This window comes from Brevibacterium sanguinis (assembly GCF_039528855.1).
Lineage (GTDB): Bacteria > Actinomycetota > Actinomycetes > Actinomycetales > Brevibacteriaceae > Brevibacterium > Brevibacterium sanguinis.
Map to the genome: position 1 here is coordinate 146,201 of NZ_BAAAMB010000010.1, position 16,032 is coordinate 162,232.

The 16,032-nt window shown below is 68.9% G+C and carries 12 protein-coding genes; 2 read left to right on the plus strand and 10 right to left on the minus strand.

Features of this window, described 5'->3' with window-relative positions; genetic code table 11:
* Nucleotides 1–3: 3 nt before the first annotated feature.
* The gene (locus ABD154_RS12620) at nt 4–1,161 is read right to left on the minus strand and encodes a DNA polymerase III subunit delta' (RefSeq protein ID WP_198500678.1); all 1,158 of its coding nucleotides are present in this window, start codon (nt 1,159–1,161) and stop codon (nt 4–6) included.
* Complete coding sequence (gene tmk, locus ABD154_RS12625) at nt 1,158–4,130, minus strand: dTMP kinase (RefSeq protein ID WP_344251453.1); 2,973 nt, start codon at nt 4,128–4,130, stop codon at nt 1,158–1,160. Before tmk ends, ABD154_RS12620 begins: the two co-directional genes overlap by 4 nt.
* A gap of 217 nt (nt 4,131–4,347) precedes the next feature.
* Between tmk and ABD154_RS12630 the strand changes: the two genes are divergently transcribed.
* Complete coding sequence (locus ABD154_RS12630) at nt 4,348–5,082, plus strand: lipoate--protein ligase family protein (RefSeq protein WP_198500892.1); 735 nt, start codon at nt 4,348–4,350, stop codon at nt 5,080–5,082.
* 312 nt (nt 5,083–5,394) lie between these two features.
* On the opposite strand, the gene ABD154_RS12635 is transcribed toward ABD154_RS12630, so the two are convergent.
* The 4 genes from ABD154_RS12635 to ABD154_RS12650 all read right to left on the minus strand — a co-directional run bounded on the left by ABD154_RS12635 (nt 5,395) and on the right by ABD154_RS12650 (nt 11,260).
* Nucleotides 5,395–5,745, minus strand: a complete 351-nt coding sequence (locus tag ABD154_RS12635; RefSeq protein ID WP_198500677.1) for a ribbon-helix-helix domain-containing protein — start codon at nt 5,743–5,745, stop codon at nt 5,395–5,397.
* Nucleotides 5,732–6,025, minus strand: coding sequence for a BrnT family toxin (locus ABD154_RS12640; RefSeq protein ID WP_198500676.1), 294 nt, complete (start codon nt 6,023–6,025; stop codon nt 5,732–5,734). The genes ABD154_RS12635 and ABD154_RS12640 overlap by 14 nt, the downstream gene beginning before the upstream one ends.
* 315 nt (nt 6,026–6,340) lie before the next feature.
* The gene (gene topA, locus ABD154_RS12645) at nt 6,341–9,175 is read right to left on the minus strand and encodes a type I DNA topoisomerase (protein WP_198500675.1); all 2,835 of its coding nucleotides are present in this window, start codon (nt 9,173–9,175) and stop codon (nt 6,341–6,343) included.
* Between the two features lie 135 nt (nt 9,176–9,310).
* Entirely contained in the window at nt 9,311–11,260 is a 1,950-nt protein-coding gene (locus ABD154_RS12650) for a methyltransferase (RefSeq protein ID WP_344251398.1), read from the minus strand.
* 152 nt (nt 11,261–11,412) lie between these two features.
* Between ABD154_RS12650 and ABD154_RS12655 the strand changes: the two genes are divergently transcribed.
* Nucleotides 11,413–13,689, plus strand: coding sequence for a DEAD/DEAH box helicase (locus ABD154_RS12655; RefSeq protein ID WP_198500674.1), 2,277 nt, complete (start codon nt 11,413–11,415; stop codon nt 13,687–13,689).
* Nucleotides 13,690–13,782: 93 nt separating this feature from the next.
* Here the strand turns inward: ABD154_RS12655 and ABD154_RS12660 are convergent, their stop codons facing one another.
* The 4 genes from ABD154_RS12660 to ABD154_RS12675 all read right to left on the minus strand — a co-directional run bounded on the left by ABD154_RS12660 (nt 13,783) and on the right by ABD154_RS12675 (nt 15,941).
* Nucleotides 13,783–14,100 (minus strand): Rv3654c family TadE-like protein, encoded by a 318-nt coding sequence (locus tag ABD154_RS12660; RefSeq protein ID WP_198500673.1) that lies wholly within the window; start codon nt 14,098–14,100, stop codon nt 13,783–13,785.
* Nucleotides 14,097–14,468 carry a TadE family type IV pilus minor pilin gene (locus tag ABD154_RS12665; protein WP_198500672.1) on the minus strand — a complete coding sequence of 124 codons (372 nt, stop codon included), beginning with the start codon at nt 14,466–14,468 and terminating at the stop codon, nt 14,097–14,099. The genes ABD154_RS12660 and ABD154_RS12665 overlap by 4 nt, the downstream gene beginning before the upstream one ends.
* 1 nt (nt 14,469) lies before the next feature.
* A complete protein-coding gene (locus tag ABD154_RS12670) occupies nt 14,470–14,853 on the minus strand; it encodes a DUF4244 domain-containing protein (RefSeq protein WP_198500671.1) in 384 nt (127 codons plus the stop codon).
* A 170-nt stretch (nt 14,854–15,023) separates the two neighbouring features.
* Nucleotides 15,024–15,941 (minus strand): LysR family transcriptional regulator, encoded by a 918-nt coding sequence (locus ABD154_RS12675; RefSeq protein WP_198500670.1) that lies wholly within the window; start codon nt 15,939–15,941, stop codon nt 15,024–15,026.
* Nucleotides 15,942–16,032: the final 91 nt, after the last annotated feature.

Consider the following 16,032-nt stretch of genomic DNA (forward strand, 5'->3'; position numbering starts at 1 on the left):
GACTCAGGCGGCACCGTCGCGGTCGGTGAGCAGCCAGGGATTCGACAGCAGCACGAACGCCGATTCGACGATGAGCACCGGTGACATGTTCGTGGCCAGACGCCGCCGCGCCTCGGCGATCGCATCGATGCGCAGCAAGGTGGTGTCCGCAGTGTCCCGGTTGCCCTGTTCGGTGATGAGTTCGTCCTCGCCGGCATTGATCCACCCGTCCCGCATGCCCAGCTGGTACATGAGGATGTCGCGGTAGAGACTCATGAGCTCGAGGAAGATCCGGTCGAGTTCGTCATTGCGGGCCCGCACCGACCGCCGCTTCTGCTCCTCCTCGAGCTTGCGGATCTGCGCTCGCGCCGACGGCGGAACGGTCTTCTCCCCGGCGATGCCGAGGGTCTCCATGAGGTCGCTGCGCTCCTTCGCATTGCGCTCCTCGACCCGGGCCTTCGCCGTCTCCGCGGCTTCGTCGACGATGCGCCCGGCCAGCCGGATCGTCGCCCCCACCGAGGTGAGTTTGCCCGGAATCGCGAGGATCTTCCTCCGCTCGTCGGCCGCGAAGTCGCTCAGCGCCATGTACTTCGCCCGACCGATGTGGTTCTGGGCGACGGCCGCGGCCCAGCGCGCCCGCTCGGGATCGACATGGTCGCGGTCGATGAGCAGGCTCGCCACGGCCTCACGTGAGGGAATGCGCAGGCGCACGGGACGGCACCGCGATCGGATGGTCGTGAGGACGTCGATGGGGCTCGGGGCGCAGAGCAGCCACACGGTCGCCGGCGGGGGTTCCTCGATCGCCTTGAGGAGGACGTTCGCGGTGCGCTCGGTCATCCGGTCGGCGTCTTCGATGATGACGACGCGCCACGGGGAGTTGACCGGTGCGGTCTGGGCCTTGCCGACGAGTTCGCGCACCTCGTCGATGGCGATGACCGACTTCTGCGTCGACATGATCGTCAGCGACTCGTGGTGGCCGGACATCACCCTGGCCGTGACATCATTGGGCGCCTCACCGCCGGAGATGAGCGCGGCCGCAAACGCTCTGGCCGCGTTCGACCGACCGGAGCCGGGCGGACCGGTGAAGAGCCACGCATGCGTCATCGCCGCCGGCGAATGAAGCGCGTACTCGAGTTGGCGAACGACGTCGTCCTGTCCGACGAGTTCGTCGAAGACGCTCACCGGGACCCTCCGGGACCGTTGAAGCGGTTGCGGTTGCGCTCCCGCTGCTGGCGCACACGCTCCCGGGCCTGCCGTTCGATCTCAGCCTGTGCCTGGAGGCGTTCGCGGCTCATCTGCCGGGCGCTGCGGGCCGGAAGCACAGTCGTGGCCGCTTCGTCGGAGCCGTTCGACTCCTCAGTCGCCGAGGTCTCGATGATCGTCGTCGGCGCCTCATCGGGATCGTCCTCGTCGGTCACCGGTGCCTGCGGCCGGAACGTGCCTGCCGAGAGCACCGTGGTCTCGGCTTCCTCTCGCTCATCCGGCGTCGCTGCGCTGCTCGTGCGCTGCTCGATCTCGACGGCGTCGTCATCGCCGACGACGTGGGCGGCTTCGGTCACCGAGTGCACTCGGGTCTCTGCCTCACCGTCGGTGACGAGCGGTCCCTCATCGCCATCCTCTGCGTCGGGACCATCGCTTGCCGACTCCGGTGTCCGCGCGTCATCGTTGGTTTTGGTCTCGTCGTCTGTGCTGCCCCGGTCCTCGGTGCTGCGACCGAGGAACGGCTCGCTCCGGTCGGCAGTCGTCTCGTCGGCATCCTCACGCAGGTCGGCACCGAGGTCGACCTTGTCGGTGGGAACGCTATCGTCATCATCGGTCGGTGATCCGACCTCGCTGACGGGGACGAAACGCGCCCGCGGACCGTCGGCGGACTCACGTGACGGTCGCTCCTCCGAGGCCGTTGCCGCAGACGCATCGTCTGCCGCGTCGCCCTCGGCGGTGCGGGTCGACTGTCCGACGGTCGGCGAGTCCTCGGGCACTAACGGGGCGGCCTGCGTCGCAGGCAGCACGCGCTCGCCGGTCCCCCGGCCAGCCTCATCGCGGCTGGGCGAATCGTCGTCCGCGCCACCGGCGGGTGAGGGCGTCGTGGTCTCAGCGCTGTCCGGCCCGTCGCTCTGCGGCCTGGGTGTTGCGGCGGGCGCCGCGCCTCCGACGGCCGGCGTCGCCGACTCGGCGTCGGTCGCGGAACCGGGGACCGCCTCGGCGACGGAGCCCTTCCTCAGGGTGTGCGGCAGGCGCGCATGCACGGCTGCGAGGATCTGCCCTGCCAGCTCCTCCTGGGTCACGGACGCGTCGAGGACGACATAGCGCTCGGGGTCCTTCTGGGCGCGGTTGAGGTAGGTCTGACGGACCCGCTGATGGAACTGCTGGTTCTCCTGGTCGAGGTAGTTCGACTCCCCGCGGGCGCTCATCCGGGCGGCGGCGACCTCGGGGTCGATGTCGAGGACGATCGTCAGGTGCGGGATGAGTCCTTCAGTGGCCCAGCGGCTGAGCGCGAGGATCGTCTTCGGGTCGAACTCGCGGCCGGCCGCCTGGTAGGCGACGGTCGAGTCGATGTAGCGGTCGGTGATGACGATGCTTCCTGCCTCGAGGCCGGGATCGACGAGCGAGGCCACATGGTGGGCGCGGTCGGCGGCGAAGAGGAGGGCTTCGGTGCGGGCGCTCGGCGGTTCGGCGTCGAAGAGCACCGAGCGGATCTTTCGCCCGAGTTCGGTGCCGCCGGGTTCCCGGGTCGCCTCGACGCTGTAGCCCTCGTCGGCGAGTTCACGGGAGAGTCGGGTGATCTGCGTGCTCTTGCCCGATCCGTCGCCGCCTTCGATGGCGATGAAGAACCCGGGGCCGAAGCGGTCGGCGAGGGCGCCGACGCCGTCCTTGTTCGCGTCCTCGGACTGGCTGGGCGGGCGGAAGCCGTGGACGATGTCGACCGAGAGTCCCTGCATGCCGTGCGGGTCGAAGATGCAGAGGCCGATGATGCCGGCGACGAGCGCGGCGAACCCGATGACGACGAACGCGACATCGGCCGGCGGCAGGGTGAAGATCGCGTCGGTGCTGATCGGGGCCACGGTGATGTCGGCGGCGTTGATGAGGAGGGCGATGAGGGCACCGCCGACAGCGCCGATGCGGCGGGAGAAGACGTAGACCTGGGAGCGCACGCCGATGCCGACGAGGAACGCGACGACGCCGGCGAGCACGACCTTGCCGGAGAGTTCGTCGATGGCGCCCGTGGCGATGAGGAGGACACCGGAGACCGTGAGCGCGAACGCCGAGACGCGCGGGCGGGACATGCCCGGCGCGAACGTCGGCCCCATCTCGAAGCCGATGGCCCATCCGAGGAGGGCGACGACGAGCATGAGCGCGTACCCGGCCTGACCGAACTCGTGTTCGACGGCGGTGGGTTCGGCGAGGATGAAGGTCGCACCGAGGACGCCGAAGAGGGCGATCGGGACCCACGGCTTCTCGATGCTCGCCGGGGGCCTGGCGACCCGCGCCTTCGCGACCGGGAACGACCCGGTCGTCGACGATTCCGCGTGCAGTGCGCGTTCGGGCGTGAGGTAGATCATCACGGCGCCGATGACCATGGCGATGCCGACGAGCAGGCTCATCCAGCCCAGCGCACTCGTTCCGGCCACCGCCCCGCCCATGATCTGGAAGGAGCAGGCGAGGAAGAGGAGGACGGTGGCGGGAACGCCGACCCGGCGCCACGGCTTCTCGTTCGTGAAGGGGGTGAGGCTCATGAGGAGGCCGATGACAGCACCGAGGACGAGACCGGTCACCCAGGTCAGCCACGCGCTCGGGGCGAGGCTGAGGACGATGAGGAGGGCCGCCTCGACGACGGCGGAGATGCTCAGGGCCCGTTTGCGCACGGCCGGCCCCCGACCGGCAAAGACCTTCGACGGGATGAAGAGACCCGCACAGGCGAGGACGAAGACGATGAGCAGGGACAGGCTGCCGGCCTGATTGTCGAACTCGCCGGCGCCGAGGGTGTCGGCGAGCGTCGTGAACGCGCGACCGCTGACGGTCGTGAAGAACCCGCTGGTGCCGGCTACGACGTAGCTGATCGCGGCAAGGACGATGAGGGCGCCCCACACCGCGGTTTCGGTGACCAACCGGCCAGGAGCGCCGGGAAGTCGATGTCCTGTAGTCGTCAACATGCTCACGCCACTACCCTATCTTCAGGTGCTGACATATCTCTTGGAAGCCCCGTGAGTCTCGGCTGGCCTTCCGGTGAGTCCCGCCGGTGTCGGGTGCGCGGTCGCCGCCAGTGTCCGGCGTGTGTGGGCCATCCTCTACTCTTGATCCGTGACGACAGACCGTGAACCCGCACCGGACGATGCCGGCCCCACGACCGGAGACGACTCCCGCACCCCGATGGATCGCGTCGAGACCGAGGGCCTGTCCCCGATCGACGAGCTCGCGTTCGCCCGTGTCCTCCTCGACTCGGTCAAGGCCGGGCGCCGAGGCGCGACGCTGCGGCTCTACCGTCCCGCCCCGACCGTGGCCTTCGGTGCCCGCGACCGCTTCCTCCCCGGCTTCCCGGCCGCCGTCGAAGCCGCCCGCGACCACGGGTTCACCCCCGCTCTGCGCAGCCTCGGCGGACGCGCCGCCGCCTACCATGAGGGCTCTCTCGTCATCGATCACATCGAACCGAGCGATTCCTTCATCACGAACACCTCCGCGCGCTTCAGCCGCTTCGGCGAAGATTATGTCTCAGTGCTGCGCGGCATCGGCGTCGACGCCCGCCTCGGCGAGATCCCCGGCGAATACTGCCCGGGAGAGTACAGCGTCAACGTCGCCGGACGGATCAAGGCCATCGGCACCGCGCAGCGCGTCGTCTCCGGGGCGTGGCTGTTCTCGTCCTCGGTCATCGTCACCGACCCCGATCCGATCCGCGCCGTCCTCACCGACGTCGAGGCCGCACTGGGCGTGACGTGGGATCCGCTGACCGGCGGGGCGATCAGTGAGGTGCACCCGGAGATCACGGTCGATGCCGTCGCCGAGGCGTTCGCCTCCTATTTCGCCCGCGACTTCGCGCTCACGCCCAGTTCGCCGACGGCAGACGAACTCGCCGCCCTGCCCGCACAGGCCGCCGGACACGTGCTCTGAAGACGGTGGCGGCGGTGCCCTGGGAGATGCTCTGCACGCGGGGTCCGGGTGGGCGTCCGGTGGCGGGGAGACGCAAACGGACTTCACGGCGGCCTTCCGCGGCCACCCCGGATTGTGCGCCAGGTTCAGGGTGGAATCTGCTCCGATTTGACCCTGAACCTGGCGCACAACCACCGTCGTTGCGGCGCACACTCGATGTGAGGCCGCTTTTCGGCGGTCCGCCGACCGCTGAGCATGTGAAGAGCCCCCGGGTACGTACCCGGGGGCTCTCACTTGCGTGAAGCAGCGGCCTGACTCGAGGAGTCTGCGTCTTCACTGCTGGCCGGGGATTACGCAGCCTGCTTGAGCTCGCGCCTTCACTGCCGCCACATCGCGTTCCAACCGGTCCAGTGCCGCAACGAGATCTTCGTCGCCGCGATTCGACAGTCCCTCGGCGATGAACTGTCGCGTGAGCGCTGAGACGGACACTCCTGACTCCTCCGCGAGCGCCTGGAGCTTCTCAAGAACATCAACAGGGACTCGCACGGTCAGCAGCGGTGAGGCACTTCGATTCGATTTGCGCCACTCACCTTCTGCCAACTTGTCCCGGTAATCAGCGGTATCGGCATCCAATTCGGCGCGCAGTGCTGCGCGCGCCTCGGGAGGAACACTACCTTTCGTCATGACGGCTTCCTTCGTAGAGCTTGCGATGCGATTCATTGGCGGGCCAAGCATTGCCGCCGTAGAGCAGACCTTCGTGCCTGACAACGATGACGACCAGCACCTCTGCCCGCGTGGAACTCCACCCGATGTATCGATCAGATTTGCCGGATCTGCTGGCCGGATCAGGCGTCAGCAGGAGGGCTTCCGGATCATCGATTGCCTCCTCTGCCTCTGTCTGCGTGACACCATGGCGCCGCCACATGTGTGCAGCTGCGCGCGAATCCCACTCGATCGCCGTCACACAGAAAGTGTATGACATTCGTTATACAGTGCAATAGCCCTTTACGCCGCAGAGTTTCCTACTGCCCACTGGCAGTCAGCCGGATTGTGCGCCAGGTTCAGGGTGGAATCAGCTCCGATTTCACCTTGGAGCTGGCACACAATCACCGTCGATGCGGCACACCTTCGATGTGAGGCCGCTCTTCGGCGGTCCGCCGACCGCTGAGCATGTGAAGAGCCCCCGGGAACGCACCCAGGGGCTCTCGCACGCGCAGAACGCAGAGCAGTCGCCTGACTCGAGGAGTCCTGCCTCGCCGCCGGCCTCAGGCCGCCCGGCTCAGGGGGTCTTCGGCTTGGCCGCAGTCGTCTTCGAAGCCGTGGTCTTCTTCGCCGCCGTGGTCCGTGACGTCGTCGACTTCTTCGCCGCAGTTGTCTTCGCCGCGGTGGTCTTCGCCGTCGTCGACTTCTTCGCCGCGGTCGTCTTGGCTGCAGTCGTCTTCTTCGCCGCCGTCTTCTTGGCGGGAGCCTTCTTCGCCGGTGCCTTCTTCTTCGCCGGGCCCTTCGCACGCTTCTCGGCGAGGAGTTCGGCGCCACGCGCTGGAGTGATCGACTCGACGTCGTCATCCTTGCGCAGGGTCGCGTTCGTCTCCCCGTCGGTGACGTAGGGGCCGAAGCGACCGTCCTTGACGACCATCGGCTTCTTCGTCTCCGGGTCCTCGCCGAGTTCCTTGAGCGGGGGCTTGGCCGTGCGTCCGCCGCGCTGCTTCGGCTCCGAGTAGATCTTCAGCGCCTCCTCGAGGGTGATCGTGAAGATCTGCTCCTCATCGGTCAGCGACCGCGAATCCGTGCCCTTCTTCAGGTACGGGCCGTACCGGCCGTTCTGCACCGTGATGTCCGTGCCCTCCTCGTCCTGGCCGACGATGCGGGGCAGGCTGAGCAGCTTGAGCGCGGTCTCGAGGTCGATCGTGCCGACGTCCATCGACTTGAAGAGCGAACCGGTGCGCGGCTTGGGCTTCTTCGCGCCGCGCTTGGGCTTCTCCTCGGACTCGGGCAGCACCTCGGTGACGTAGGGGCCGAACCGGCCGTTCTTCGCCACGATCGTGTGCCCGGTCTCCGGGTCGACACCGAGTTCACGGTCGCCGTCGCCCTGGTTCTCGATGAGTTCGGCAGCCTTGGCGGCGGTGAGCTCATCGGGAGCGAGATCGTCGGGAATCGACACGCGCTTCGGGTCCTCGCCCTCGACCCCCGAGGTGACCTCGAGGTACGGGCCGTAGCGTCCCACGCGCAGGGCGACGCCGTCGCTGATGCGCACCGTGTTGACTTCGCGGGCGTCGATCTCGCCGAGGTCGTCGACGATCTCCTTGAGACCCTCGCGGTCGAGGCCCTTCCCGCCGAAGTAGAACCGGGCCAGCCAGGCCTTGCGATCCTCTTCGCCCATCGCGATGCGGTCGAGTTCGGATTCGAGATCGGCGGTGAATTCGTAGTCGACGAGTTCGGTGAAGTGATCTTCGAGCAGGCGGACGACGGAGAACGCCAGCCAGCTCGGCACGAGCGCATTGCCGCGGGAGGTGACGTAGCCGCGGTCCTGGATGACCGAGATGATCGAGGCGTACGTCGAGGGGCGGCCGATGCCGAGCTCTTCGAGCTGCTTGACGAGGCTCGCCTCGGTGAAGCGCGGCGGCGGGGCGGTCGTGTGACCGTCGGCGGCGACCTTGACGACGGAGAGCTTCTGGCCCTGCTCGACCTGCGGCAGGCGGGATTCGCCGGACTTCGTGTCGTAGCGGCTCGCGTCCTGACCCTCCTCGTAGGCGGCGAGGAAGCCGCGGAAGGTGATGACGGTGCCCGAGGCGCTGAAACCTGCCTCATGGCCGTCGCCGAGGTCGGCTGCGACCTTGATCGTCGCCGTCGAGCCCTTCGCGTCGGCCATCTGACTGGCCACGGTGCGCTTCCAGATGAGGTCGTAGAGACGGAACTCGTCGCCGCTGAGCGACTTCGCCACCTGCGCAGGCGTGCGGAACGAGTCTCCGGCGGGACGGATCGCCTCGTGGGCCTCCTGCGCGGACTTCTGCTTGCTCGCGTACTGGCGCGGGGACTGCGGGACGTACTCCGGACCGTAGAGCTCGGTGACCTGGCGTCGGGCCGCGGCGATCGCCTGCCCGGACAGCGCCGAGGAGTCGGTGCGCATATAGGTGATGTAGCCGTGCTCGTAGAGCGACTGGGCGGTGCGCATCGCCTGGCGGGCGCTCATCCGCAGCTTGCGGCCGGCCTCCTGCTGCATCGTCGAGGTCGTGAACGGGGCGGCGGGCCGCCGCGAGTACGGCTTCGATTCGACGCCGGAGACGGTCAGCGCGTTCTTCGCCGGCCCCGCGAGCAGGGTTGCGAGCTCTTCGGCCTTCGCCTGGTCGACGACGACGGCGGACTTGGTCTTCAGCTCGCCCTTGTCGTTGAAGTCGCGACCGCTGGCCACCCGCGACCCGTCGAGGGTCGTGAGGTTCGCGGCGAACGGGTTCGACCCGTCGGGCAGTCCGAGATCGACGTCGAGGTCCCAGTAGTCGGCGGAGACGAACGCCATGCGCTCGCGTTCGCGTTCGACGACGAGCCGGGTCGCGACCGACTGGACGCGGCCGGCGGACAGGCCGGCGCGGACCTTGCGCCACAGCACCGGGGAGACCTCGTATCCGTAGAGGCGGTCGAGGACGCGGCGGGTCTCCTGCGCGTCGACGAGGTCGATGTCGATCTCGCGGGTGTTCTCGAGTGCCCGGGAGATCGCCTCGGGGGTGATCTCGTGGAAGACCATCCGCTTGACGGGGATCTTCGGCTTGAGCACCTCTTTGAGGTGCCACGCGATGGCTTCGCCCTCGCGGTCCTCATCGGTGGCGAGGAAGAGTTCGTCGGCGTCCTTGAGCAGGCGCTTGAGTTCCGTGACCTTCTTCTTCTTGCCCGGATCGACACGATAGTAGGGGTCGAAGCCGTTGTCGACGTCGACGGCGAACTTCCCGTACGGCCCCTTCTTCATGTCGGCGGGCAGCTCCGACGGCGTCGGGAGGTCGCGGATGTGTCCGACTGAGGCCTCGACGTCGTAGCCGTCGCCGAGGTACCCGACGATCGTGCGCGCCTTCGTCGGGGACTCGACGATGACGAGACGACGGGGCTTCTTCTCGGTTGTGGCCACGCTCACTCATTCCTTTCGGGGCACGGGGTGATCGACGAGATGGTCGATCCGAGCCAATGTAACACTGTTGTTGTCCGGGTTCTTCCCGGGGTGCGTTGGCGGTGGCCCATACTGTGGCATCCGCGTCCCGTCGTGTCAATCGCCGCCGGGAAGCAGCATGCCGGCCGCGACCAGCCCTCTGACCTGGGCGATGAGCTGGTTCCCCAGCGCCGCCTCGTCGACGCCGAGGAGCTGGGCGAGCGCCGCGGCGGTCTGGCGCAGAGTGAGACTGCCGTCGGCGACGGAGAGGAACCCGGCCAGGGCCGTGTCGACGTCGATGACGCGTCCGAAGCCGATGCCCTGTTCGACGGTGATCGACGTCGGGTCCGTCTCCCCCGGCACGAAGTGCCGATGCTCGACGAGGTCGGGTGAGCGGGTGAATGCGGTGGCCGCGATCTCCTCGTCACCGGCGGACTCCGCCCAGGCACCGAGTTCGTGGATCGTCTGGACGAACGCGCCGATTCCGTGGGGGTTCGTCGCCGGCGCCGAGGTGATGCGCACCCGCGCGCGGAACGCCGGCACAGCCCCCGCCTCGGCGAGGTCGGTCCGACCCAGGGTAGTGCCGGTGGCCTGCGGGGAAAGTGATGAGGAATCGTTATCTGCCCGGTGCATGAGGACGTAGCCGAAGACGATCTCCGTGACCTTCCGGGAGGCGAAGTCGTCCAACCACGCCGAGGTGGCTGCGTTCCACTCGGCACTCGCGCGGGGGATGCCGCCGTCGCGGATCCAGGTCTCGGCGTAGGTGACGGGGTCGAGGATCTCGCGTTCGATGACGAACACGGAGGTCTCCGCGGCCGCGGTAGAGGTGTCGCGGGAGTCCCTGGCTGGGGTGGCAGTGGCGGTGTCATGGGAGGCAGCAGTCGCAGTGGTGGTGTCGTGGGAGGCGGTGGGCTCGCGAGTCCCGTCGGCAGTGCTGCTGACCCAGGTCTCCGGACCGCTCGTCGAATCGGGCGTGACCTCCCAGTTGCCCAGGCACACGGCTCGACCGCCGGGGGCAAGGACGGAGGGGATCTCGGTGAAGAGCTCCCGGACGAGCCGGTCGGCGCGCATCCCGCCGTCCCGGTAGTCGAACGCGGGCAGCGCTGCATCGGCCTCCGCACCGCGCGGGGTGATGACGAACGGCGGATTCGACACGAGGAGGTCGACGGTGCTGTCGATGGGGTCGAGCAGCGATCCCTGACGCAGGTCGAGGTTGGTGACCCCGTTGAGCGCGGCGCCGAGTGCGGTCAGGTGCAGGGCACGGGCGGAGATGTCGGTGGCGATGACGCGGTCGGCATGCCGGGCGAGGAGGAGTGCCTGGATGCCGCAGCCGGTGCCGATGTCTGCGGCGAGCGCGACGTGGTCGCGCGGGGTGAGAGAGACAAGTGTCCGTCCCGCGCCCCCGACGCCGAGGACGAAGTCACCGTCGAGGACGTCCGGGCTGGTCAGGGTGCCGTGGTCGCTGACGAGGTAGAGGTTCTCATCCCCCGGTCGCAGACCGCGCGGGACGCCGACGGGAAGGTCGAACGGGGCGACGGCGAACGGGGCGGTGACGAATGAGGCGGAGGCGTCCCGTGTGGAGGAGTCCCGGTCTCGGTCATCGCCGGTGCCCGGACCGGAGGCGTCAGCGAGGAGGCCGAGGTCGAATGCTGTCGCACAGTCGGCTGCGCCGAGCGCCGCCTCGAGAAGGGCGGTCGGCAGAGTGTCGCGGAGGAGGAAGGTGAGCGCGAGCACGGCGAGCCGCTCGTCGAACGACAGGTCCGCCGACGCCGCCTCCGTGGCGGAAGCCTCACCCGCGCCGCTCGGCGAGTCTGAGCTGCTCGGCGAGTCCGTGCCGCCACCGGGCCCGGTGTCCGCGCCCCTCGCCCTGAGTACCTGCCGGCAGTGGCGGAGGGCGGGGGCTGCGTTGTTGCGGGCGAGCGCGTCGGAGACGGGTCCTCCCCAGAACTGCCGCAGCCGAGGCTCGGTGTACCCCGCCGCATAGAGCGCAGCACCGAGCCGTTCCGCGCCGGCACGCTGCTCGGCGCTCAGGGACGGAGTCCCGCTCCCGTCACCGCGGTTCCCCACCACAGTGGTGGCACGGCTGTCAGAGTTGTCACGACTGTCCGGGGTGTCACGAACGTCAGGGGTATCGCGAACGTCGGGGGTGCGGCTCACATCTGCTGTCTCTTCGGTCACAGGTGAATCCTAGTCACAGGCGACTGCGCCATACTGGGATCATGGCCGATTCCCCTCTCCACGACATCGTCTCCGGGTTCGGTGTCAGGGACGATCGGATCGTCCACACCCGCGATATTCCACAGCGGTTCGAACACGAGTCGGACTGGCCGGAGTGGGTCGATGAGGAGTTGCGGCACGCGACCCACGCGATCGGCGTCGACCGCCCGTGGCGGCATCAGGTCGAGGCGGCGCAGGCGGCCCGTGACGGCGAGGACGTCGTCATCGCCACCCCCACCGCCTCGGGCAAGTCGCTCGGATTCTGGCTGCCGGTGCTCGAGTCGATCCAGACGACGCGGGAGGGTCTGCGGACCTCCTCGGCGATCTACATCGCTCCGACGAAGGCACTCGCCGCCGATCAGCTGACGAAGCTCGAGCAGCTCATCGTCCGCGGTGTCCGCCCGGCGGCGTATGACGGCGACACGTCGCAGGCGGCCAAGGACTGGGCGCGCCGGCACGCGAACATCATCTTCACCAACCCGGACATGCTCCACCGCGGGATCCTTCCCCAGCACGAGCGCTTCGCCCGGCTGTTCAAGTCCCTGCGCTTCATCATCGTCGACGAGGCCCATCGGTATCGCGGCGTGTTCGGCTCCCATGTCGCGCTCATCCTCAGGCGGCTCCTGCGCATCGCCGCTCACTACGGCGCGCATCCGGTCGTCATCGGCGCCTCGGCGACGATGGCGCAGCCGGATGCGGCGTTCGCGCGGCTGACCGGGCGGCCGGCGCACCCGGTGACCGAGGACGCCTCCCCGCGTGCCGCGGGCAGCTTCGCGCTGTGGGAGCCGCCGGTGTCACCCGACGGTGATCGTCGCAGCGGACTCGCCGAGGCGGCCGACGTCCTCACCGACGCGATGTGCGCAGGCTTCCGCTCGATCGCGTTCATCGCCTCCCGCCGCGGCTCGGAGGCGCTGGCGTCAACGGTCCGCGAGCAGGTGGGAGCCGTCGATGACTCCCTGACCGGCAAGGTCGCCGCCTATCGCGGCGGATACCTCGCGGAGGAGCGCCGCGCCTTGGAGGCGGCTCTGCGGTCGGGGCGTCTGCTCGCGGTGGCATCGACGAATGCCCTCGAACTCGGCATCGACATCTCCGGACTCGACCTCGTCATCATCTCCGGCTGGCCCGGCACTCTGGCCTCGCTGTGGCAGCAGGCCGGCCGTGCGGGCCGGGCCGGACAGAAGTGGATGGCCGTCTTCATCGCCCGGGACGACCCGCTTGACACGTACGTCGTCCACCACCCGGAGGTCATCTTCGACGCTCCCGTCGATGCCGGGGTCATCAACCCCGGAAACCCGTATGTCCTCAGCGGGCATCTGTGCGCGGCCGCGGCCGAGGTGCCGCTGACACCGGCCGACCTCGCCCATTTCCCCGACAATGCCGCCGAGGTCGTCGACGACCTCGTCGAACGGAAGATGCTGCGGGCAAGGCCTGCCGGGTGGTTCTGGGCCAAGGACATGCCCGCCACCGACCTCGCCGACATCCGCGGCACCGGCGGCGGTCAGTTCCGCCTCGTCGAGGCGAGCACGGGAACGCTGCTCGGCACCGTCGACGAGGCGGGCGCGCACACCGGTGCCCACCCGGGAGCCGTCTACACGCATCAGGGCACGGACTTCCTTGTCGCCGACCTCGATCTCGACGAGAGAGTCGCGTTCATCGAGCGCGCCGAGGTCGACTACACGACGCAGCCGCGGTCGACGACGGAGATCTCCATCGTCGACACCGCCTCCCAGCGCACCCTGCCGTCGGGGGTGACCGTGGCCAGCGGCACCGTCGACGTCACCGATGAGGTCATCGCCTACCGGATGCGGGCGAAGCGCGGTGGTGCGATCATCGCCGAACACGACCTCGACCTGCCCGAGCGCACCCTGCGGACCTCGGCGGTGTGGTGGACGATCCCGCAGGCTCTCCTCGAGGAGACGGAGGTCCTCAAGGCCGATCTGCCCGGAGCCGTCCATGCCGCCGAGCACGCCTCGATCGGCCTGCTGCCGCTCTTCGCCGGGTGCGACCGCTGGGACATCGGCGGGGTCTCGACGGCGCTGCACGCCGACACCGGCATGGCCACGGTCTTCGTCTACGACGGACTGGCCGGCGGGGCCGGATTCTCCGAGCGCGGCAGCGAGGTCATCGAGGAGTGGCTCGGCGCCACCCGGGATGCGATCGCGGCCTGTGAGTGCGTCGACGGCTGCCCGTCGTGTGTGCAGTCGCCGAAGTGCGGCAACGGCAACGAACCGCTCGACAAGGCGGCCGCCCTGCGCCTGCTCCGCGGCGTCCTCGACTGAGGCCACCGGCGTCGACACCGGACGCTGTCATCGACACCTGAGGTCGCGGTCGCCCGCACCCGACGCCAGGGCCCCGCAACGACAGCCCATTCCCTACCGTCCCGCCACAGCCTCCTCCCGCACCGCCGGCAGAGGACCGGGGATGTCGACGTCGACCTCGACGAACGCACTCTGCTGCGCGCTCGAGGCCCGACAGTCCCGCAGCGTCGCACCGTTGCGCTCGGCCACCTCCTTCGCCGTCTCGCAGGGGTCGCCGGTGGTCAGACCCCGCGCGGCGTCCGCGGCGGCAAGCGCTGCGAGATCGGCGGCGGCCTGAGCCGTGCTGTGGGCGACGAACGCCTGGCTGAGGGCCCCGATCGCCGTGACGAAGGCGACGATCATCCCGCACAGCCCGATGACGATGTTCGTCATGACCCGTCTCCCCGTCCGCCCTCGGAACGCGCCGTCGCCTCGGCGCTGACCTCGTCGAGGAAGAAGATCGCGTCGGGCAGGGCGATCGTCACGGTCACGGTCGCATACCCGCCGTCGGTGCCGACGGTGACCGTCGAGGACGTACCCGCGTGCTTCTTCGCCTCGTCGACGACGGCGGCCCGCGGTTCGCCGCGAGCGATCTCACGTGCGGCCGACCGCGCGGCGTCGAAGGCTCTCAGCTGGGAGAATCCCACGGCGGCGGCTCCCGCGAGCACGACGACGAGCAACACGAGGGCCGGGAGGACGACGGCGAACTCCGCGGTCGCCGTGCCGGCGTCGTCGTGACCGCGGGACCCGGGCGCGCGCATGTCAGGCGCCGAGGCCGAGGGCTGCCTGGATGACGCCGGTGACGAGTTCCTTGATCGGCTCCGATTTGAGGATGACGACGAGAAGCGCGGCGAAGCCGCAGGCCGCGAGCGTGGTGATCGCGTACTCCGCCGTCGTCGCCCCGGTGTCGGCACCCCACCCCGCGTCTGCCCGCAGCGCACCGTCGAGGTGGTCATCCGCTCCGGAGTGGTCGGCCGGCAGGCGGTCGGTTCGCGGCGCCGATTCGAGCGACGACGCGGTGTCGGCGCTCGTCCCGGAACCGACGGAATCGCCGCCGGCCGCCGGTGCGGGTCCACTCCCCCACGCGGGATAAGTCGGCGCGGTGCCTGTGCGGAATGTGTCTGTGCCGGTGGTGTCTGTGCTCATGGTCTCCTCCTCGAGGACGGTTCCGCACACTCTGCGCGGACGGACCTCCAGACTGGTCAGCGAGCACCGCGGAGGTCGAGGCCCGAGAACACCCCTGTGGACTCCGCTCGAGCGTCCACAGGCCCAGCGCACACGAGTTCGCGACTCGTCCACAGGCGACTGCACGCAAGTCAGTACGCGAGCCACTCCCAGGTCGGACTCTGCTCGATGAAGTAGTCGACGATGCTGCTCACCCGCCGCGGCACCGGATGCCCGGTCTCGTAGACGGCGACGATCGAGTTCGGCGCCTGAGGATCATCGATGGGGATGTAGGCGATGCCGTCGTCGGAGTCCCGGCCCTCGGCCTCCGAGCCGATGTTGCCCACCGAATAGCCCAGCCCCCGGCGCACAAGTCCGCGCACCGTCTCCGGACTCGCACTCTCCCAGCGGACATCGGGCTCGACTCCGGCCCCGCGGATCATCGCCTCGACCCTGTCCCGCGACGGCGGCTGGTTGAAGAGGATGACCGGCATCTCGGCGACCTCGCGGAAGGCGATCTCCTTGCGGCCGGCCAGCGGATGGTCGGCCGCGAGGAGGATCACCTGGCGGAAGCTCGCGATCTCCTGCGCCGGCACCGTCGGCGGAAGCTGACCGCCGAAGGTGAGGACGAGATCGAGGCGACCGACGTCGAGCTCTCGCCGCAGATCCCCGGTCGCCCCTTCGGTGAATGAGATGTCCAACCCGGGATGCGCCTCGGCGAAATCACTGATCAGCTGCGGCAGCAGATACGGCCCGAGCGGGAAGATGCACCCGACCCGGACCGAACCGACGATCGTCGACTGGTCCCCCATGGCGACGTCGGGGATCTCGCGGGCCAGATCGAGCATCGCCCGGGCCCGCGACACCAGGGCCGTCCCCGCGCTCGTCGGCCGAACCCCGGCCGTGCGACTGCGCACGAGCAGACGGGTGCCCACGGCCCGCTCGAGTTCGTTGAGCGCCGTCGACACCGTCGCCTGCGTGACGCTGCACGTGCGCGCCGCAGCCGTGATCGACCCGTCGTCGAGGGCGGCGAGGAAGTATTCGAGCTGGCGCAGCGTGATGTCGCTCATTGAGATTCCCTATGTGCATTCGACATTTAATTAATTGGATCAATTTTATGACCTCGGCCACACTGGATGAAACCCCGACACCGACGAGAGG

Bases quoted from the DNA above. Each gene is read 5' to 3' on its own strand.
- ABD154_RS12635 (WP_198500677.1), bottom strand. From the start codon at position 5,745: ATGACGAAAGGTAGTGTTCCTCCCGAGGCGCGCGCAGCACTGCGCGCC.
- ABD154_RS12665 (WP_198500672.1), bottom strand. From the start codon at position 14,468: ATGCGCGCGCCCGGGTCCCGCGGTCACGACGACGCCGGCACGGCGACC.
- ABD154_RS12655 (WP_198500674.1), top strand. From the start codon at position 11,413: ATGGCCGATTCCCCTCTCCACGACATCGTCTCCGGGTTCGGTGTCAGG.
- tmk (WP_344251453.1), bottom strand. From the start codon at position 4,130: ATGTTGACGACTACAGGACATCGACTTCCCGGCGCTCCTGGCCGGTTG.
- ABD154_RS12675 (WP_198500670.1), bottom strand. From the start codon at position 15,941: ATGAGCGACATCACGCTGCGCCAGCTCGAATACTTCCTCGCCGCCCTC.
- ABD154_RS12660 (WP_198500673.1), bottom strand. From the start codon at position 14,100: ATGACGAACATCGTCATCGGGCTGTGCGGGATGATCGTCGCCTTCGTC.
- ABD154_RS12630 (WP_198500892.1), top strand. From the start codon at position 4,348: ATGGATCGCGTCGAGACCGAGGGCCTGTCCCCGATCGACGAGCTCGCG.
- ABD154_RS12670 (WP_198500671.1), bottom strand. From the start codon at position 14,853: ATGAGCACAGACACCACCGGCACAGACACATTCCGCACAGGCACCGCG.